The organism is Anaerobiospirillum sp. NML120511 (assembly GCF_023050955.1).
GTDB lineage: Bacteria > Pseudomonadota > Gammaproteobacteria > Enterobacterales > Succinivibrionaceae > Anaerobiospirillum.
This window is the reverse complement of record NZ_JALKIK010000002.1, coordinates 1-21,932: the sequence shown is the minus strand read 5'-3', so window position 1 is coordinate 21,932 and position 21,932 is coordinate 1. Positions and strand designations below refer to the sequence as shown.

Sequence of the window (21,932 nt, the reverse complement as noted above, 5' to 3'; positions counted from 1 at the left end):
ATACTCTGACCTCACAGTCCCGGACTTACGACCGGGAGGCAGTATGCATATAATGGGAGTGCTGCTGATATTATTTTCAGTAACGGAACCGGGCCATCACCATGGCTCATGCCCCGGCCGCCACCATGCCAAGGCGCGACCAGGGCCTGCAAGGGCCATCTCAGGCCCCCGCCGCCTGCAGCGCAACGCCAGCGCCGGAGCAGGCGCCACTTATGGCCGATCCCCTGAGGTTCTGTAAGCACAAATACATCACACTGCCTGCTGTGTGTGCTGTCTGTACCATGCCAGTGAGTCAGGGTCTGGCATTATCAAAGCTTCGTTTTAGTTTAAAGTTCATGTTTTGGTTTAAAAACAGTTTACCTAACGCTCTTTACAGTCAGACCAGACTGCAGCAGCTGCCGCAGATTCCAGTAAAGGCCAGTGACTACACTGTTCTGGAGCGCCCTACCAGCTTTCATCAGCGTATTCTCGAGCTTATCTCTCAGGCTCGCGAGCGCATTATGATGACCATGCTCTATCTGCAGGACGATGAGGCCGGCAATGAAATCATGCAGGCGCTGTACGAGGCTCAAAAGCGTAATCCCCAGCTGTATATCAGAGTATATGTAGACTTCCACCGTGCTCAGCGCGGTCTTATTGGAGGAAAGGGCGAACAGCGCACCAATGCGCAGATGTATGCCTCCTATGCTGCTGATGTTGACCATCCGCCTGCCGTTTACGGTGTACCGGTCAAAAGACGTGAGCTCTTTGGCGTCATGCACCTCAAGGGCTTTGTTTTTGATGACACTGTGCTGTACTCAGGTGCCAGCATCAACAAGGTTTACCTCAACTACAACAAAGAAAAGTACCGCCTTGACCGCTATCACGAGATTCACTCCCGTGAGCTTGCTGACACCATGTGTCACTACACCAACGAAGCATTTCACCAGAATTTTGCTGTTCAGGACTTTTCTCAGGGCAATATCAGACCTGCCCGTGATATCAGAGGCGAGATCAAGGCTCTGCAGCGCAGCCTGGCCCGCAGCCAGTATTCCTTCAAGAGCTCAAGACGCATAAAGGATGATGAGGTAGGCATTACTCCTCTTGCAGGCCTTGGCAAGCGCAACAATCAGCTCAACCGCTCCATCCTCTGGGCCCTTGATTCGGCACGTAAGCAGATTTTCATCTGCACCCCTTATTTCAACCCGCCACGCATACTTCAGGAGCATCTGGAGATGGCGCTGGATCGCGACGTTGAGGTGACCATTGTGGTAGGCGACAAGGTGGCCAATGACTTCTACATTCCACCTGAGCAGAACTTCTCCACCATTGGTGCCATTCCTTATGTCTATGAGCAGAATCTGCGTGATCTGCTGACCAGACAGCACAGGCACATTGAATCAGGCAAACTCAATGTCTACCTGTGGCGTGACGGCATCAATACCTACCATCTCAAGGGTATTTTCATCGATCGTCATCTGGCCGTAATTACGGGCAACAATCTTAATCCGCGAGCCTGGGGGCTGGATCTTGAGAACGGTCTTTTCGTCCATGATCCCAACCACCTGCTCCAGGAAAAGTTCATGCATGAAAAGCAGTACATACTGCGTCATACCACCCGCATGAACTCAGTCAATGATCTGGAGAAATTCGAGGATTACCCTGAGCAGGTTCAGAAGATTCTCAAGAAGGTACGCCGCCTGCGCGCCTCCTTCATCCTCAAGAAGCTGCTCTGACCCGCCACGTGAGCGCCATACGGCGCCCACGCGGCAGCAATACGGCGCCATACAGCAACCATGCGGCAGCAATACGGCGCCATGCTGAAGCGCAGCTGCCGCCCCGGGCAGCTGCCTTGCCTGCCTGGCAGCCCGCCGGGGCACGGCGCAGCTTCTGACTCATTTCTTTACAAAAGGCTGTACTGATGCACCTTGAAGTGACAAGTACAGCAAGGCCCCTCGATCCAGGTCACAAAAGCCCGGAAACAGGGGCTTTTTTATCAACGCTCCCAGGGGCGCAATTATTCTTTCGTATGATTTGGCTGTGTGTATTGAAGTCTGCTCTGACCTGCGTCATGGACTGCACTGAGCATGGCAGCCCTTAAGGCTGCCTTATTTTCACCGTGCCTGTGATACTGAAATTCTGGCAGTTCACTGCTGCAGATCAGGCCTTCATCCGGCTTTTGCCTGTTGCCGGCGGCAGCTGACAGCGCAAAGCCCAGACCTGCACGCACAGCGCAAATGCCGCCCGGCACTGATGCGGCGCCCGCGCATGAGACCGGCATTACCTTACTGCAGTCAGAGGCAGCTTCTTACCACCATAGCCGCGACCATTTCCGGCCATGCAGTCATTTTCCCTTTTCCTGATTATTTGAGCATCAGTCAACAGCATATAATCTGCACTCCTTCACACGACACCAGCTCTGAGGATCAGCCCTCACAGCCCAGGTGATATTGCCCGCCAGATTTTCCCTGTAAAACAACCAGATAATCACGGCCCCTACCATACCGGTCTCCATACAGTACGCCTGCAGAACCACTCCGGGCAGTTATGACTGCCCGTTAACAGCCATGAGACCACCTTTATGTGCTGCGCTGCTGTAAGCCAGATGACCGGCAACAGTCATTTCCCTGTTTTTTTGCACTCTCTATGTCCTGGTCAGTCAAATTATCGATTTTTGCCACCTGCATCTTCTTCACCTCCTCAAGCTATACCATGTGTGTACCTTTCCTGCCGGTATATCTGCTTGAACTTGGCGCACCCAAAGAAGATATTGAGATGTGGTCGGCCCTCGTTTTCTCCTCATGCTTTCTTATCGCAGGCATAATGGCTCCTGTATGGGGCAAGATTTCTGATGTCAAAGGCAAGAAATCCATGGCCCTGCGCGCCTCCTTTCTGCTGTGCCTGTGCTACACGGCCGGCGGTCTGGTAACAGCTCCTGTGCAACTGCTCTTTATCAGAATACTGCAGGGCTTTGCCAACGGTTATCTGCCGGTGGTACTCTCCATGGTGGCCCAGCAAAGTCCCCGTGAGCGTCTTGGCACCTCCATGAGCATCATTCACTCATCCCAGCTTGCCGGTACCGTAAGTGGCCCTCTTATTGGCGGTCTGCTTGCCGATATCTACGGCTATCGCTCATCATTTCTCATTGCCGGTGTCTATCTTGCCATTGTGGTCATCATCACCTGGCTTACTCCAGAGGATAAAACAAGTACTCAGTCAGCCCGCAACAACACCAGCATTATCCAGGATCTCAAATTCTGTCTTACTACCCCTTCCATAAGCCAGATTCTGCTGCTGTTCTTCACCTTTCAGATGGCCATGCTCGCCACCGGCCCTCTTATGGCACTGTATGTAGCCGAGATGATGGGAGGCTACGAAAATGCAGGTCTGTACGCAGGCATTGCCACCTCCCTGCCACCAATGATTGGCGCCCTGATAGCGCCGCTGTGGGGTATGTTTGGTCAGCGCCGGGGCTTTTTCCCTGCCCTTGTGATTACCCTGAGCTGCTCGGGCATATTTGTAGCCCTGCAGGGCGTGGCGACCACCTACAGCACCCTGCTGATTTTCTCAGGCTTCCTTGGCATGTTCATTGTGGGCATACTGCCATCACTGAACTCGGCTCTGTCTGTGGCCACCACCAGTGATTTCAAGGGACGCGCCTTTGGCGCCATGACCATGGCAGGTCAGTTTGGAAGCATGATGGGCCCTATTATGGCCGGTGTAGTGTCCTCATACATGACTATAAGTCATCAGTTCTATGTATCAGGCTGCATCCTTATGCTCATGGCTTTCATGGCTGGCGCCATGGGACTAAGGCAACGCCGTGAGCAGACAGCCTCAGCTCAGGCCCACGCAGCTGAGCGCGCCGCTCAAGCTAAGCGCGAACGTGAGAGTGCCGCCATGGACGGCAGCAACACAGCCGCGCAGCCCAGCCCGGCAGTGGCAGCGGCCACTGCTGCGGCTGCAGGCCCTGCCTGCAGCATTGCCCCGCAGAGTGCACACATCGCCATGTCAGCGCCCGCCGCTGACAGCCATAACCACTCTGAGGAGCAGGCAGACCAGTAAGGGACTGACAGCGCCTGTCCCTGACAGCCATCCCCCATCTGAGGCTCAGGCAGAGCAGTGATGCAGCAGAGCCTTGCTGAGCCAGCCCAGAGGGGCTGCCCCAGGGCTCATAACAAACCTTAAATAACAGCATGACGGTCAGGTACCAGGTATGTGACACACTTTAAATAACATCCCTGCAGCCATGATGACGCTGTCCTGTCAAGGAGCGCATCCTGTCATAAAGTGCTTAAATATCTGCATTTGCGGCACTTGCTGGCTACTTGTGACAAACTTTAAAGAGCATAAATGACAGTCTTTAAGTTAAATGACAAACTTTCAGTATCTTTAGACAAACTTTAAATGAGAGGTCATTTATGCGCGCTCCGCCCCTCAGCCACCTGCACTGCCCCTGCTACCTCAACTGCAGGCGCAGATGCATGCTGACAGGCGCGGCATGCGCCTGTCAGGCATGAAAAAGCCCATGATCAGAAAATCATGGGCTTTTTTCATGGGCCCGGTCCTGCAAATGTCGTCGCAAAGGATGGCTACAGTTCAATATGACGGAGTCAGGTCTTTGCACCTGCTGTTACACCCCCCACAAGAATGGAAAGAAAAACAGCCTCAAAGGACGTACGCATGCAGGCTGGCGCAAAATGCTGGTGCTAAACGCAGGTGAAAAAAGCCCATGATCAGAAAATCATGGGCTTTTTCATGGGCCTGGTCCTGCAAATGTGGTAACAAAGGATGGCTACAGTTCAATATGGTTGTCTGAAAAGTGCTTGAGAGCAGATTCTAAGGCAAAAGGAATGGAAGAACCATGACTTTGCTTGGCAAAGATGATGAACGAAATCTGCTCAGGATGCTCGCTGTGAGCCTTGATTACGGAAACCAGAGTCTTGATATTCATAATCTGGTCTTCGCTATTGATTGAGGCTTTACGCTTTTCAAGAGCATCATTGGAGGCCACAGTCAGCTCTGAGGTTTTAACCAGAGCCTCGGCAGTACTGGCTCCGGCAGGCATATTGCGATTTTGCTTTGCAGTATCAGCAAGCGGACGGTGCGAGCTCTGGCCGGCACCGCTGCGCCCGTCCACGCCAATCTGGACTTTTGGCCATGGAATACCTGTGGAGCGCACTACAGCCTCATTGTTGTAATGGGCCGTATCATTGCGGTCAAAGGTATTGCGTGCCTTGAGAGCCTGCAGCACATGCTCTGGTGACTCGCTGCTGCCACGGCTTACAGTCAGGTGGTGAGTGAACTTTTTGTCATGGTAAAGATGCGCTACTTTCTTGCGCAGATCCTGACTGTAACCCCACCATACTGAAGGTGAGGCTGCGAAGTAGCAGGTAAAGCTGTCCTGCTTTTGCAAAAAGAGATTAAGCACCAGCAGTCCGGCAAAGGAATGACCAAAAATCATGTCCTCTTTGATATCAGGATAGCGCTTTTTGACCAGATTCTTGATGTCATTGACCAGAAAATCAATGAACTCCTCATCGCCACCGCCACCGGGAAACTCCCGGGCCAGATCATCAGAGAGCTTTGGAGTAAAGTCCCAGGTACGACGCTCAGTGACAAAAGGAATATGGTCAGAGTGGGACACACCGATAATTACCGGTACCCTGATAGGATTTTTGCTGTCGGCTGCAGCCTCAGACAGATCATCACCACCCATGCCATAAACAGGGCCGGATTCATACTCATGATGGACCAGAACATGGGCCAGGATATTAACTATCCTGGGAGTAAAGGCATAACCGTCCAGGGTATAGAAAGCACGGGTACGGTCACAGTGATCACGGGCTTCAGCAAAGTAGATGTAATAAGGGTCCCCGGCTTTGTTTTTGAGCTCAACCACCTCGATGTCAAACAGAGCCTTTGCCTCTCTGGTATACGGCTCTACCCCGGGAGCCGGAGCTGCATGAGCTGGCAGCACGAAAAAAGCGGCAGCAAGACCGGCAGCGGTCAGAGCATGACAGATTAAGTTCCTCAGGCCTGTGAGTTTGAACAGGTCCGGAGAAATGAATTTGCTCCACTGCATATAAAGGGGGTTCCAGGCTGATGACGCTACGGCACGGACGCAGACCGCAGGTCAGGTTAAGAGGATATACGCTTGCTGTTACTGCATGTCAGCAGCGCAGATAGCATGTGACTTTCAGAAAGTACCTGAGCCATGACGGGGCTTCAGGATGAGTACAAAGACTTGAAGGACGGATAAAGGCGCATCTGCAAACAGCTGCTTTGCATATGGCACTGGCTTACATCTAAAAACACACAGTCCTGCCGGCATAGCCATACATGACTTAAGTCCTGTGCCATGAAATGACCATACACCGCGAATAAACGGCCAGCAGACATGTCCTTATTATACTCCCGGGGTAATGCTTTTTATCCTTTAATTTATGCCCTGCAGGCAAAACAGGGTGCTGAAAAAACCGCCTGCATTCCGCAGGTCACTTAAATTTCCCCCGGCATCCAGCCCCGGCACCATGCTGGCGCCTGGTAAGGTGCCATGTCCGGTGCCGGGGCCAGGCATAAGCCAGCTCACGGCCCACCAGGTTCTCACCAGGTCAGGGCTGCAGTTACCTGCAGCCACTGCAGGCACTGCAGGCACTCTGTCAGACAGCTTTATAAGGGCTTTGCAGCTGACCTTGAGCATTGTCTTTAGATGATATAATCACTTCATTAATCCCCTGTAATAACTGCATTACAAAAGGCATCAGACTATGCTGCCTGCGCCCGCGCTGAGTCCGCACCCGGGCCTGAGATCGGGTTCGGCCCATGGCCCCAGGCCCGCGCCCTGGCTGTCAGACCAGCAGGCACCTGCAGTTGACAGGTCAGCGTCTGCACTTGCTCAGTTGCGCCATGTGACCATATCTCAAGGTCTGGCCGGCTGGAGTCGATTAGTCTAAGGCCCTCATTCACCCCATTAAGGAGCTGCCATGCCGGGACAGGATGCACAATTTATCGCTACTCCTCTGTCGAGCATCAAGGGTGTTGCTGAACAGACCATCAAAAAGCTGGCACGACTTAATCTTCACAATATCTACGATCTCCTCTTAAACCTGCCTTTTCGCTACGAAGACCGTACCTACATTGGCTCAGCCAACAGCACTCCTGAGGAAAACGTACCCTGCTATCTGCTGCTGACCATCACCGAGCCTCCCCGCATCAAACAGAAGGTGACGGAGATCTATGCTCAGGACCATGAAAATACCCGCGTAAAGATAGTCTTCTTCCGCGCATCCCCCTTTGTCCTGAAAATGCTGAGCCCCGGCACTACCATCATGACCTGGGGACATCTGCGTTTTGATACCTTTACCGGCTACCCAAAGCCTGTTCTTACCCATCCTGAGTTCAAGGTAATTGAAGGCTCGGAAATTGAGCTTCCGGTATGCCTCTCCCCTGTTTACCATCTGACCGCCGGTCTGTCTCAGGATCGCATGAGGGAAATCACCAATGTTGCCCTGATGCTGCTGGCCCGTCATCCGCTTGATGAGTACCTGCCCCGCACTCTTAACCGCTACAGCATGGACCTTACTGAGGCCCTTATCGACACCCACAATCCAGTGCCGCGTGAAGACCATGGTCTGGTGATGCTTGAGGCTCTGCCAGGCTATCAGCGTATCTGCTATGAGGAGCTGGTTGCCTACAAGCTGTCCATTCTTGAGCTCAAGGCCCGTCAGTACAGCCGCAATGCCCCTGTCATTACCATGAATGAGCAAAGTCACAGGCATCTGCTGAGCACTCTGCCTTTTGAGCCTACTGAGGCCCAGAGCCGTGTGTTCAGGGAAATCATGGCAGACTGCACCTCTGACAAGGCCATGAGCCGTCTGGTTCACGGTGACGTAGGTTCTGGCAAGACTCTGGTTGCAGCCATGGTCATGGAGCAGTTTGCAGCCAATGGCCTGCAGTGCGCCATGCTCGCGCCAACTGAGCTGCTGGCCCGCCAGCATCAGCGCAAGATCAGCGAGTTCTTTGAGCCTCTTGGCTATGAGGTGGCGCTGGTTACCGGCACTCTGAAGAAAAAGGAAAGAGACGAGATCTTCAAAAAGGCTCTGAGCGGAGAGGTCAAAATCTTTGTGGGCACTCATGCCCTCTTCCAGAAAGGCATGGAATATCAGCACCTTGCTCTGGCCATTGTCGATGAGCAGCACCGCTTTGGTGTTGATCAGCGAGAGTCCCTGCTCAACAAGGCCCCTGCCGGTCTTGCTGCCCATGAGCTGCTGATGACAGCAACCCCTATTCCACGCTCCTTACAGCAGGCTCTGTACTCTGATACTGATGTTTCCACCATCGACACTCTGCCTAAGGGTCGCAGCCCTGTTACCACAGCGGTGATCTCCCAGGAGCGCATCGAGCAGGTGGTAGAACGTCTGCGCGCTCACTGCTCTGAGGGCAATCAGGCCTACTGGGTATGCCCTCTGGTTGATGAAAATGAGTTGCTGGACTCGACCTCAGCCAAAAAGCGCTTTGCCGAGCTGGAAAAGCAGCTGCCGGAGATGAAAATAGGCCTGCTGCATGCCCAGATTAAGGACAAAGAAAAGACCACCACCATGGAGGGCTTTTTAAGTGGCGAGATCAATATTCTGGTTGCTACCACCATTGTTGAGGTGGGCGTGGACGTGCCTAATGCCACAGTCATTGTCATTGAAAGCGCCGACAAACTGGGCCTTGCTCAGCTCCACCAGCTGCGCGGACGCGTAGGACGTGGCACCAAGCCCTCTTTCTGCCTGCTCATTCACCAGAACTTCCCGCCTGCCCAGAACGCCCAGGAAGAAGAGCGCCACCAGAGAGCTCTCAAGCGCCTTGAGATTATGCGCAGCACTACCAACGGCTTTGAAATTGCCAATCAGGATCTGCTCATGCGCGGCCCGGGCGAGTTCTTTGGCACCAGTCAGGCCGGTAAGGAAAACTTCCGCTTTGCCGATCTCAATCGTGATTACGATCTGGTAGGTGATGCCCAGCATGCGGCCCATGAGATCTACCGCAACGACATGAACAGTGCTTTCAATCTGATAATGCGCTGGTTCCCAGATGTCCTTGATCCATCCAACGGTGAGCCATCAGCTGCCATGGCTGCAGTGATGCACTCAGGCTCCCAGGGCCAGCCATAAGGCCAGCCACAGCCTGCTACCGCTGCCGCCTGGGCAGAGCCGTCCCGGCAGCGCCATCCCGTCCTGCTAACGCTGCCGCCGTCCCGGCAGCGCCAGGCATGGCCATGCTGGCGCCTGCAAGGTGCGCAGCTTCAGCTGCAACTCCACAATGACGGGCAATCTCCGCTCAGCCGCGCGGGGCAACCGCGCGCGGCCCCGGCACCGGTCCGGACAGAGATTTTCTGCGATAACAGCGCTGCCTGCATTGGCACTTAAAAAGCATGTTGATGCAGCAGTAGCACCACAATGATATTTATTAGAGTCAATTTTTCCCGATTGACAGTACCTGTAACCCTGCATGCTGTTATGCTGTACAGACATTGCCGTGCGATCACGGCCCTACAGGGTGAAATTTCGGATTAAATTATGGTCGGTCTTTACCATAAACGAAGAGCTGAGCGCTCAACATCAAGCATTGTTATGCGCATTCTGATGCGCCTTGGCTTTACGGCGGGCGTATTTATTGTCATTGGCTTTGCGCTGACTGCTCTTTTCTTTAACGGATCGCAGGTCAAGGGCCCCCTTTCTGTATATCTGAGCTCCCGCTCAGGTATGGATGTCACAATTCGTGATGCCGAGTTCTCGCCCGTATACCCTGATGTCATCAAGCTCTATGATGTCTCCTTTGGCAATTCCAGCATAGGAGAGCTCTATATCGAGTATGACCTGAGATCGGCTATTTCCGGTGAAGATCTCATCATCAACGATCTGTACCTCAACAAGATCAGCATGGACCAGGAAGACCTGGTCAACATAGCCCATTCCCGCTTTGGCTTTAACTCGGTCAGAGCACAGACCGTCCGTTTCCACGGCACTCCCCTGCGCACTGAATTTCTCAGTGCTGCCGATGCCACCATCCGTTTAAATCAGGTTTTATACAGCTCCAAGGATGGCCTTACCTTCCGTTCCGGTGCACTGAGCACCAGCAATGCCCGCCTTTTTGAAGATGAAGTAAAGAGCTTCAGCATTGATTTCACCCACAGTGCCGAAGGCATTGCCATCAACAGCTTCAGCGCCGCCATCTTTGGCGGTACCGTCACTGGCCGTGGCCTGTACAGCCTCACCCATCCTGACCATGAACCGCTAACTGCTGCAGGCAATCCCCCGGCTGCCTCTGGCGCTGGCGCCGCCATTGCTGCGGCCACTGCCGGCGCTGCAGCCGGCAAGACTGCCGACGTTGCAGGCAGCAAGACTGCCGACACTGCAGCCGGTAAGACTGCCGACACTGCAGACAGCAAGCCTGCTGAGTCAACCGACAGCAAGACAGCACAGGCAGACACCAAAACTGGCGCTGACACAGCTGTTGCTGCTGCCACTGCCACTGCCGGCGCTGCAAGTGACTCTGCCAAGGCTGCCAGAACTTCCGAAGCTCCAGAGAGCCAGAAGACTGATGCTGTTGCAGTTACCTCCCCTCAGAAGCCAGCCGATGGCTGCCCACCTGCCGATGCCTACATCATTCTTGATGAGCTCAACCTCTCCAAGATTATTGTCAATGACAGCATTACTGCCCCTAAGGGCATTGTTCTGACCTCAAAGAACACTTTCCTCAAGGATGTCATTCTGACCAACAGCCCTGTTCATGTACCGGCTCCTTCACGCAAGAAGGGCACTGATGCTGACAAGGGCAAAAAGGTCTTCACAGAACGTGATGCTCAGAGCTCAGCCATGACTGCCAGCGCTCAGAGCACCGGCAGCCGCCTCAAGGGCCGTGATGGCGATGATCCTCAAAGCTATATCATGCAGGGCATCAGCGGCTCCATGCAGGGTCTTATGATCCATGACAAGGCTGTTAGCGGCGCCTTTAAGGGTGAGGTTGATGAGATCTCATTTCCTAATCTGCAGACCACTTTTGAGCACAACACAGTTACTGCTGACTTTGGCGACGGTTCACTGAACTTTGCTCTGAGAGGTCAGGTTTATGAGGGTCTGATTCAGACTGAGGGAAATATCGATTTTGACAAACGTCTGATTGAACTTGATGACCTCAAGCTGGCCAAAAACAAGATGGCCATTAATCCGCCACGTCTTGAGTGGATTAAGGACAGCCTTACTGACAGCAGCCTGTTCATTCATCAGGCCCAGTTTAAGGACATGGAGTTCCTCTCCTACATCAACGCTCTGCCACTTTCCATTCAGGCCATCTCAGGCAGTGCAGAAAATCTGTATCTGCATCCTGACATGAAGCCCATCAGCTCCGCTCCGGCCGCAGATCAGGCAGCCGCCGCTGCACAGAGCAAATCTTCAGGCACAGCCACCGACAAAGCTGCATCAGGCAGCACTGCGCTGGTTGCCCCTGAGCTTGATGTGCTGCTGGGTGCCCTTGGCTACATGGTCCCTCAGAGCACTGAGACTGTCATCACGACAGCTGCCAGCTCCGACAGCACCGGCACCAGCAGTAGCGCATCTGATACCCAGGATAAAGACGACGCTGAGATGTTCAGCCGTCCATCTGTGGTTGAGCTGCAGCTTAAGAACATGCTCTACAGCGATTTGCTGATGAGTCAGACAAAGGCCACCCTTAAGCTCAATCAGGACAGCCTGACCATCAGTGTCCCTCAGATGCGCTTTAAGGAGTCCTCCATCAGTGCCCATGCCCAGCTGGGACTTAAGCCTGATGAGACCAGCACCATGCAGATTAAGGCCCCTGACTTTGAAAGTGCTGACCTCAACTCCAATCTCATTGGCCATATGCTCACCGGTAAGACCAGCTTCAACATTGAGCTTACTGGCAGGTATGCTGACAACACAGTCAGCGGCCTTTCTCTGCTCAAAGGCACCTATGGTCACTTCACCCTGACCTCTGACAATATGCTGGCTGCCGACTTTGGTCTTGACCTTATCAATGGCGGCAAGAAAGAGGATTACCACCTGACCGGCACTGAGCTGATGACCGCCATTCAGGGCAGTGTAGCGGGCATGGCCAAACTCAATACCAGAGGCGATCTGCGCAATGGCCGTCTTGTCTACTCAACCGCTACCTCACTGGTAACATCAGATCTCAGGCTTCAGGGACAGGCCGATCTGATCAGCAACACAGTCAGTGGCACCGGAAAAATGGAAAGCCTGGCCCGTGACAGCGCCACCGCTATTTCCATATCAGGCAAGGTAAGCGCCCCGATCTTTGATATTAAGGCCATCAAGCGTGGCGAAAAGCGCCCAGGTCTGTACCTGCCTCAGTATGAAGCAAGCGCCCAGGCCAAGGAGCAGACTGACGCCGCCTCCGAGCTCAAAAAGCAAAAGCTTAAGGCTGCCCAGGCAAATCCTGCAGAAGCAAAACCTGATGTGCAGACTGCACCGGCAACTAAGACCGATGACCCCGACAGCAAAGCTGACGGGCAGGCTGAGTCCGCCCCGGCCAGCTTATCTGACAGGCCTGCAGATCCAGCCGCTCAGGCCGCCTCAAGCGCCTCAGATGAGAAGGCGCATAAGGCAACCGATACCATGTCTGCTGAGCCAGCTGGTCAAGATGCACCAGCAACTAAGGCCGAAGCTGCCGACAACAGCTCTGCTGAGCCTGCCACACCGGCAGCCCCGGCCGATGCTGCGCAAAACAAAGACGAGTCAAAGCCAGCTGACAGCAAGTCTGCACAGCCGTCTGAGTTTGCCCCGGGCGGTACCACTGACAAAGCTGCAGATCAGGCCGCTCCAGCAGCACCAGCTGAGACTGCACAAAAGGCTGCAAAAGCACAGCCAGATGATGGCGCAGCTCACAGCTCAGGATCAGATAAGCCTGCTGCTCCCCAGCCAGCAGAAAAGACTGAAACCGCAGCTCCAGATGAAAGTGCTGACAAGCCAGCTCAAACAAAGCCTGCAGAGGCTGCAGCCCCGGAGCATCAGCCTGAGAGCACAGATAAGGCCGCTAAGTCCCAGACAGCTGTCAGCACTGCCGTAGATAAGACTGAAACCACTCCAGCTAACGCCCCTGACACGGCCACTGAGCCCAAGCCAGATGCTGCAAGTCCAGAGGCCGCAAAGCCAGCTGAAAGTGCTGAACCGGCAACCGGAACTGAGACTGCTGAGACTTCAGAAAAGTATGACGCTCAGGAAGCTCAGACAAAGCCGGCTGAACAGCCTTCTGCGCAGGCCCCTCCAGCCGCTCCTGACATTGCTGATAATGCAAGTGTTGCAGACACCTCAAAGGCCGCTGATGCCAATCCTGCCAAGACTTCCAGTGATGATGCCAGGCCTGCCGAGACTGCCAGTGCTGATGCCGCTGATGCTGCCAGGACAGCTGAGGTAAAGGACGGTAAAAAGTCTGAACCTGCTGCCCTTGCTCAGAGCGATGACAGGCAGCACAACAATCCTGATGGACAGGGTGCTGCACCAGCAACGGCTGCAACGGCTCACAAACCAGCCACTTCAGGAGCTGAAGCAGAGGCTGACCGTAAAGACAGGATGATGCATGAGCAAGCCGACATTACTGAAAAGGAACTGCTTAAAAATGCCATTATTGACAGCATCATTGCCAATGGCACTGAAGAATATGATGATGAATCTGAAGAAGAGCTGATTTTCTGATGATCTTTAGAATACTGGACACAAAAACAAAGCCCTCAGGCCACGCAAGGTCTGAGGGCTTTGTTTTTGCTCCGGTCATGACCGGCTTATGTGAACAGTCCTGCTGGCCGGCAGACGCCTGTCAGCGCGTCTGTCGGGGCGGCGCGGCCCATGACGTCAGCACGTCTGCAGATGCAACGATGCTGCTGGCGTCAGCGCGATCTTGTGAAGTTACTGACCGTGATGTTTACTGTACTGTTGCGGTGGGCCTGAGCGCGTACTGTTGAGGCGCTGAGTATGCCCTCTGGCGGGGTAACCTGGCCTGTCAGCTTTACCAGAGAGTAAATGAGGCGAGGTACGTCCTCATTCCTGCCTGAGCGGGCAACACCAAGTACGGCAGTAAACTCTGCTCCAATGAGCACCAGCCACCAGTTGAAGTAAATCCACATCATCAGCACCGGCAGGGCTGCAAGTGCGCCGTAAATGGCCTCATAATCAGAAAAGTTAAGAATAAAGGCCGAGAAAAGACGCTTGAGTCCCTCAAAGGACAGCGCCACCACGAAGGCCCCGGTAAGGGCATCACGTACCGCTACACGACATACGGGCATGACGGCGTAAATAACAAAGACCATGCTCATTTCAATGAAAAAGGGCATGACGTAGAACAGAAGCTGAACAGCCACTCCTGCCTGGGTGTCTGTAAAGAATTTCAGCGCCACAATCCTGGTGGTAATCCACACAATAATGCCCATGGCCAGAGGGCCTACGGTCAGCATGGTCCAGTAAATGGCAAAGGTCATGGGAATGCTGCGGCTTGCCCCTCTCCAGATGCGGTTGATGGAGTGGTCTACCGAGCGGATCAGCATCAGGCTTACCACAATGAGCATGAGCGAGCCGGTCAGGGTCATGGATGCGGCATGAGAAACAAAGGTAGTGATGGAATTGCTGATGGCATCAGTAAAGACAGGCAGGAAGTTTGCTGACGCAAATCTCATCATCTCTTCTTTGATGGGGGTAAAGGACGGGACCATGGCAAAGATGGACAGCACAATGGTCATGGCCGGAACCAGAGCAAGGATTGAGGTATAGGCCAGTGAGCCTGCTTCAATGGCAATTTCATCGCGCTGTATGCGCCTTATAAAGTAAGCTATGAGCTCTTTCATCAGGCTCCCCCTGCTAAATCAACGGCACTTGCCAGTCCGTAATACTGCTAAATCTACGGCATTTGTCAGTCCGTAATACTGCTAAATCTACGGCATTTGTCAGTTTGTAATACTACCAGAGCGCCCTGTTCGATTCATCAGGCAAAAGCTTTTCCCGCCTTATGAACAGTGATGGTAAGGACAGAGTACCGCTGCCATGCACCGGCTTATGAGCCTGGTGCAGGCCCTGATCATAAGCCTGGTTCAGGCCATGGGTGTGGGACAGGAGCCGGAACCGGGAATGAGACTCGCGCAGGCACCATATACAGACAAGGCGCGGGGAGCAGGGACAGGCATGGTGCGGTGTACTGGCCTTTTTTGAGATGGGATCTGAGGCCATTTAATGGCTGTTTGCCGCCTAATTAAGCTTTTTTGTCCACAACGTCAATATCATCTTTTTTTGCTGTAAAATAGCGACAAAATTTTTGCAAGCAGCTTTAACTCAAAGCGCGAAAGGGATCCCACTTTTTGTGATCAGCCTTTACAGACTGACTCCGTAAATTATGGCTGTCTCAGCCTGCCAGTGTTGCAGGTCCACCTTCCACCTTTGCAGGACAGCCACTGTCATTACTGACAGTGCCATTTTCAGGCGGCACAGCCCCTGTCTCATCCCGGTCCTGCCTGTCAGAGACTGAAGATATAAGGCGCCAGCCGGCACAATCACTGATGTCCGCTCAGTACGCCTCATCGGTCCACTTCATTGAAAGCTGCATATCTGCCTGTTACAGACACTACCGGAGTTAACTGTCACCTGCTCACAGCTGACGGTACTTCATCAGGCGTGTCTGACAGCCATAAAGAATTATTTCAGGACATTAAGCTGCGACAACGGTCATCAGCAGTCATCGGCCCCTTGTGCGGGGCATAAGCATGCAGACCTGCTCAGATCTGATCTGGTACGCCTGAGCCGGTACGTCTGATTCAGTACATCTGAACTGGTACGCCCGAGCCGGTACGTCTGATTCAGAACGCCTTATCTGTACTGCCATGCATCTGCATGATCTGACAGTCGCAAGCCTGGTCACTCAGCCCGTAGGAATCGGGATTAACCATAGGTACTCTTACAATGGATGTTCAAAAGATCCGTAATATTGCCATCATCGCTCACGTTGATCATGGCAAGACTACTTTAGTAGACAAGTTATTACGCCAGTCCGGCACTCTTGATCGCAATGAGCTCGGTCAGGAGCGCGTCATGGACTCCAACGCCATTGAAAAAGAGCGTGGTATTACCATTCTGTCCAAGAACACTGCCATCAACTGGCAGGACTACCGTATCAACATCGTTGATACTCCAGGACACGCTGACTTCGGTGGTGAAGTAGAGCGCGTTATGTCCATGGTAGATTCCGTTCTGCTGCTCGTTGATGCCGTAGACGGCCCAATGCCACAGACCCGTTTCGTTACTCAGAAGGCCTTTGCCCGTGGTCTGCGTCCAATCGTGGTTATCAACAAGTGCGACCGTCCTGGTGCCCGTCCTGACTGGGTAATCGACCAGGTGTTCGATCTCTTTGACAACCTTGGCGCTACTGACGAGCAGCTGGACTTCCCTGTTATCTACGCCTCTGCCCTGTCCGGCTGGGCCAGTGATGATCCTGATAACCATGGCGACACCATGGAGCCTTTATTCAATACCATTATTGAAAAGGTAAGCCCTCCACAGGCTGACCACGATGGTCCTTTCCAGATGCAGATCTCCTCTCTGGACTTCACCTCCTACGTAGGCGTTATCGGTGTAGGCCGCGTTACCCGTGGTACCGCCAAACCAAACCAGCAAGTTACCATAGCATGTGCTGACGGCACTACCCGTCAGGGCCGTATTGGTCAGGTTCTGGGCTATCTGGGTCTGCGCCGCAGCGAGGTTGAAGAGGCCAGCGCCGGCGACATTATCGCCGTTACCGGTCTGGGCGAGCTCAAGATTTCCGATACTGTATGCTCCCCTCAGGCCGTTGAGCCGCTGCCAGCCCTGAGCGTAGATGAGCCTACCGTTTCCATGACCTTCTGCGTCAACACCTCCCCATTTGCCGGCAAGGAAGGCAAATTCGTTACCTCCCGTAACATTGAGGAGCGTCTGCGTACCGAGCTGGTTCACAACGTAGCCTTACGTGTTGAGAACACAGCCGATGCCGACAAGTTCCGTGTTTCCGGCCGTGGTGAGCTGCACCTGTCAGTTCTTATCGAGCAGATGCGCCGTGAGGGCTATGAGCTGGGCGTCTCCCGTCCAGAGGTAATTCTGCACAAGGATGAAAACGGCAAGGTTACCGAGCCATATGAGGTTCTGACCCTCGATCTCGACGAGAACAACCAGGGCGCCGTAATGGAAGAGCTGGGCCGTCGCAAGGGTGAGCTCAAGAACATGAATCCTGATGGCAAGGGCCGTGTACGTCTTGATTACCGTATTCCAGCCCGTGGTCTTATCGGCTTCCAGAGCCTGTACATGACCCTGACCTCAGGTACCGGTCTTATGTACCACACCTTTGATACCTACGATGAGTTCGTAGGCGGCTCTATCGGTGAGCGTGCCAATGGCGTGCTGATCTCCAACGACACCGGCAAGTCCGTTCCTTATGCCTTATGGTTCCTCCAGGAGCGTGGCCGTCTGTTCGTTGATGCCGGTGAAGAGGTCTATGAGGGCCAGATCATCGGTCTGCACAACCGCTCCAACGACCTGACCGTAAACTGCCTCAAGACCAAGAAGCTGACCAACGTACGTGCTGCCGGCTCTGATGACAATATCATCCTGACCCCAGCCGTTCATATGTCACTTGAGCAGGCCCTTGAGTTCATCAACGAAGACGAGCTCGTTGAGGTAACTCCAAAGTCTATCCGTATCCGCAAGAAGTTCTTATCCGAGCTTGAGCGTGTCCGTGCTTTCCGCGCCAGCGGCGGCAAGAAGGATGACAAGTAATAAGGCCATGGTACAGCCATAGTCCAGCCCCGGCGCATGATGCGCCCGGCCTGAACTGCTGCAGCCGGTAAAACACCGGCGCAGCTGTGGCCACACCGGCGGCGCAGCTGCAGCGCTGCCCGGTAACTGAAAAGCCCCTGTTTCACTCTTGTGAGACAGGGGCTTTTTGTTGCCATCAATAAGGGCAGCATGCTGTATAAACAGGGGAATTCTTTGTAAACAGGCGCGGCATCAGAGCGTTTTTGCCCCTCAATGGACCCTGAAATTAAAACTTGCGTTCACATATACATGCCCTGAGGCGCAGCTTGCAGCGCATTTGGCAGCTTGCAGGGCGCTGAGCGGTCCATAACAGAGCTGTCAAAGGGGGGCGTATGCGGCCCATTGCCGCTGGGAGACGCAAAAACACATTTAATTTGGTGCACACGCTCTCATTTTATTCATTTTTGCGCACTATAATAATGCAATGATTCTTGATTAAAACAGCCAGTTAATCGTTTACTGGCTATATAAATACGTACTTTCTAAGCAGAATGGGCCCTGGAGAATTATTTTTTCCAGCCCTGTTATTGAGCTTAAACTTTACATTACCGCACTTTAACAGTGCGATAATTTTAATTCGCTGCAAATTTGACGTACACGCTCTAAAATGGATCACAGATCCGAATACAGATCACAATTTTGCGCTTATATGCTGTTTGTTTGATCAACAGACGCACTGAATTGTACTGAACAGGTCACCTTATATGCCCCTCGCGTCCATGTGAGAGCACGAATATGGCAGGCTGACCTGATTAAAAGAGCTGTGACAGCACCTGTACAGGGCATAACACCTTTGACAGCAGGCTGCACATCAGCAGTGCGAAACGACCAGTCAGAACTCATAAGGCCATGCTGTCATGGAGCAATTCTGCCAGACCTGCTTGCTTTATGGCCCTGCCATAGACTCGACTGCAGCGGCATGCAATACGACATCAGGAGTCATCACACCTTACTGCAGGTCTGTCCGGTTCTGTCCGGATTTTCTCTGCAGGACGCGCAACATCCTTAGCAATTGAGAGTTAGTTATATGCAGTGCGACGCAAAAACTATTATTGAGAGTATTTCAACTGCTACTCTGGTAACAGATTCGCAGCTCAAGATTGCCTATGCCAATACTGCAGCCGAGCAGCTGTTCTCGATGTCCAGATCCAAAATTCAGGGCATCAAGATCACCGAGCTTATCGACAGTCAGGAAAAAAGCCTGATTGAAAGCCTGCAGAACTCCAATAATCCTGCTTTTCAGGGCTTTACCGCAACTGACATATCTTTCAGTACCGAGCACAATCAGCATTTCCATGCTGATATGTATATTTCTCTGTACACGGGCCGCGCCCGTGGTCTGGTAGTGGAAATCCACCGCCTCGATTATCAGCAGAAACTCAATGATGATCTTCAGCGCCGCAATCAGAACATTGCCGCCCGCGATCTCATCAGAAATCTGGCTCATGAAATCAAAAACCCTCTGGGAGGTATCAGAGGAGCCGCTCAGCTTCTGGAGATGACCTATGCTTCAGATACTGAACTTAAGGAGTACACCCGCATAATCATTGAGCAGTCTGACCGCCTCAAGGCTCTGGTCGACCGCCTCCTGGGCCCTCAGCGCGCCAGTCTGCGCTCCATGGCCAATATCCATTACATCATTGAAAAAGTACTTTCCCTTGAAACCATGGCTACCCAGGGCAGCTGCCGTTTTGAGAAGGACTACGATCCTTCGCTGCCAGAGCTCATGCTCGATGTCGACGCCATGCAGCAGGTACTTATCAACATTATTTCCAACGCCATTCAGGCCCTGACAGAGTCCGGCACAGCCTATCCGACCATCAGGATCCGTACCCGCGCTCTGATGGGCGCGCTGGTCAATGGCGTCAAATACCCTATGTCCCTTGAAATTTCCGTGATTGACAATGGCCCGGGCATCCCTCCTCAGATAAAGGACATGCTCTTCTACCCAATGATCACTTCACGCGCCGGTGGCCATGGTCTGGGCCTGTCAATTTCCCAGAACATTGTTGAGCACCACAAGGGCACTATCGAATGCGAAAGCGAGCCAGGTTCAACCGTATTCAAGATTATTCTGCCGCTGCTCAGCCATGAAAACAGCAACAGCAGCAGTGATACCGGCAAAGGCGGTTTTGGCTCAGGCATGGGCACCTACATGATGAACCGCCGCTTCTAAAGCACGGTCTCTGGCCGCCGACCAGGCAGGGACGTCCCGACGGGACGCCCCGACCTGGGGCCGGCGCCTGACCATGGTGGCGCAGCCACCATTGGGTGCCCAAGGATACCTGGGGTGGCCACGTAAGTTTTCAGGCTGCTGCTGCCTGTAAAAATGCAGCTCAAGATTTACAGTTTTCATACGGGGATGGCTTTTATATGGGGATATACAGTCATCATAAGCACCGTATGACAACAGCACTCAGAAGGTAATTTGTGCAGAGTCTTACTGACTGTGCAGCACTGATCCTGATGATTTACAACGCAGATTGAGGTAATTATGGATCCGCTTATTTGGGTTATTGACGATGACGACAGCATCCGCTTCGTCCTGGACCGCGCTCTTGATTTGAACCACATCAACCACAAACTGTTCAGCAATGGTGATGATGCTCTTGAAGCCCTCAAGACACAGCTTCCTGACGTGATTGTTTCTGACATCAACATGCCAGGTATCGACGGTCTGTCTCTTATCAAGAAAGTACATGAAGTCGACCCTAATATCGCTTTTATCATCATTACTGCTCACTCTGATCTCTCTGCAGCCATTGAGTCTTATGAGCACGGCACTTTCGAATACCTGCCAAAGCCTTTTGAGGTTCATGACGCCATCAAGTTAATCCGCCGCGCTGCCGTGCACCGCGTTAACCAGTCGCTCAAGAAGGATGAGACTGCTGCCGCCGCTGCCGAAGAGACCGGCGATGATGTTGAGATTATCGGCAAGAGCCCTGCCATGCAGGAAGTATTCAAGCTCATCGGCCGTGTCTCCAAGACTGAATTCCCTGTCTTTATCTACGGCGAAAACGGCACCGGTCGTGAACTGGTAGCCCTGGCCCTGCACAACCACTCCTATCGTCGTGACACCGGCTGCTTTGTGTCCGTAAACGTATCCTCTCTGCCTAAGGAAAGCATTGAGCATGAGCTTTTCTACAACGGCGACGGCATCTCCTGCGCCATCGAGCGTGCTCAGGGCGGTACTCTGTTCATCAATGAAATCTGCGACATGCCTGTTGATGCTCAGACCCGTCTGTTAACCGTGCTGCAGAGCAATGAATACCTGCCACTGGGTCAGAATGTTTCACGCAAATCTGATGTCCGTGTTATCGCCTCCAGCTCCCAGAACCTGGATGAGATGACCAAGCAGGGTACCTTCATTAAGGATCTGTACTTCCGTCTCAATGTTGTTCATATCAATATGCCTCCACTGAGAGACCGTAACAACGACATCCCGATGCTGGCAAAGCACTTCCTTACCCAGTGTGCCCGTGAGAACAATCAGGAACCTAAGAAGCTTACCTCTGAGGTTCTGGTATTCCTGTGCCGTCAGCAGTGGCCAGGCAATGTACGCCAGCTCAAGAACCTGTGTAAGTTCCTTACCATCATGGTAACCGGCCGCGACATTCAGATGTCCGACCTGCCAGCTGAGTTCATGGAAGCCCGCAACCAGCAGGCCCGCGTCACCACTTCAATTGCCGGCACCTCCAAGGAACCTACCTCCTGGCAGGAGCAGCTGCGTAACTGGGTTGACGGCCGTCTGCGTGCCGGTGAGCACGACATCCTCTCCGAGGCAACTCCGGAATTTGAGCGTGTCATGCTTGAGGCTGCACTTGCCTATACCAGCAATCATAAGCAGGAATCTGCCAAGCTGCTGGGCTGGGGCCGCAACACCCTGACCCGCAAGCTCAAGGAGCTCAACATCAACAGCTGATGATGATGCTGTCAGCAGACAGCCTTGAAGCCCGCTGACATCAGAGCAGGGGCTGTCTGTCTGTCTGTGAGTGCTCTGTTTTCCCCGGCCGCGTCCGAAACCCTCAGCACCTCCTGAGGTTTCGGACGTTGCTTTTTCAGCCCCAGCCCTTAAGGGCGCCCGGTCCCACCTGCCCCAACCTGCCC

The 21,932-nt window shown here is 53.3% G+C and carries 9 protein-coding genes; 7 read left to right on the top strand and 2 right to left on the bottom strand.

Annotated features, from left to right (window positions below):
- Positions 1 to 335 precede the first annotated feature (335 nt).
- Positions 336 to 1,715, top strand: a complete 1,380-nt coding sequence (gene pssA / locus MXE39_RS00545) for a CDP-diacylglycerol--serine O-phosphatidyltransferase (protein WP_246976179.1) — start codon at positions 336 to 338, stop codon at positions 1,713 to 1,715.
- A gap of 910 nt (positions 1,716 to 2,625) precedes the next feature.
- Positions 2,626 to 4,044 (top strand): MFS transporter, encoded by a 1,419-nt coding sequence (locus MXE39_RS00540; protein WP_246976182.1) that lies wholly within the window; start codon positions 2,626 to 2,628, stop codon positions 4,042 to 4,044.
- A 730-nt stretch (positions 4,045 to 4,774) separates the two neighbouring features.
- Here MXE39_RS00540 and MXE39_RS00535 read toward each other — a convergent pair.
- Complete coding sequence (locus MXE39_RS00535) at positions 4,775 to 6,064, bottom strand: alpha/beta hydrolase-fold protein (protein ID WP_246976185.1); 1,290 nt, start codon at positions 6,062 to 6,064, stop codon at positions 4,775 to 4,777.
- A 901-nt stretch (positions 6,065 to 6,965) separates the two neighbouring features.
- On the opposite strand from MXE39_RS00535, the gene MXE39_RS00530 reads away from it, so the two are divergent.
- On the top strand, positions 6,966 to 9,140 hold the full coding sequence (locus MXE39_RS00530; RefSeq protein WP_246976188.1) for an ATP-dependent DNA helicase RecG: 2,175 nt from the start codon (positions 6,966 to 6,968) through the stop codon (positions 9,138 to 9,140).
- A 405-nt stretch (positions 9,141 to 9,545) separates the two neighbouring features.
- Complete coding sequence (locus MXE39_RS00525) at positions 9,546 to 13,697, top strand: hypothetical protein (protein ID WP_246976192.1); 4,152 nt, start codon at positions 9,546 to 9,548, stop codon at positions 13,695 to 13,697.
- A 191-nt stretch (positions 13,698 to 13,888) separates the two neighbouring features.
- Here MXE39_RS00525 and MXE39_RS00520 read toward each other — a convergent pair whose 3' ends face one another.
- Positions 13,889 to 14,839, bottom strand: a complete 951-nt coding sequence (locus tag MXE39_RS00520; protein ID WP_246976195.1) for a YihY family inner membrane protein — start codon at positions 14,837 to 14,839, stop codon at positions 13,889 to 13,891.
- A gap of 1,105 nt (positions 14,840 to 15,944) precedes the next feature.
- On the opposite strand from MXE39_RS00520, the gene typA reads away from it, so the two are divergent.
- The 3 genes from typA to MXE39_RS00505 all read left to right on the top strand — a co-directional run bounded on the left by typA (position 15,945) and on the right by MXE39_RS00505 (position 21,747).
- Positions 15,945 to 17,786 carry a translational GTPase TypA gene (gene typA / locus MXE39_RS00515; protein WP_246976198.1) on the top strand — a complete coding sequence of 614 codons (1,842 nt, stop codon included), beginning with the start codon at positions 15,945 to 15,947 and terminating at the stop codon, positions 17,784 to 17,786.
- Between the two features lie 1,051 nt (positions 17,787 to 18,837).
- The gene (glnL, locus tag MXE39_RS00510; protein WP_246976201.1) at positions 18,838 to 20,001 is read left to right on the top strand and encodes a nitrogen regulation protein NR(II); all 1,164 of its coding nucleotides are present in this window, start codon (positions 18,838 to 18,840) and stop codon (positions 19,999 to 20,001) included.
- 318 nt (positions 20,002 to 20,319) lie between these two features.
- On the top strand, positions 20,320 to 21,747 hold the full coding sequence (locus MXE39_RS00505) for a sigma 54-interacting transcriptional regulator (RefSeq protein WP_246976204.1): 1,428 nt from the start codon (positions 20,320 to 20,322) through the stop codon (positions 21,745 to 21,747).
- Positions 21,748 to 21,932 lie beyond the last annotated feature (185 nt).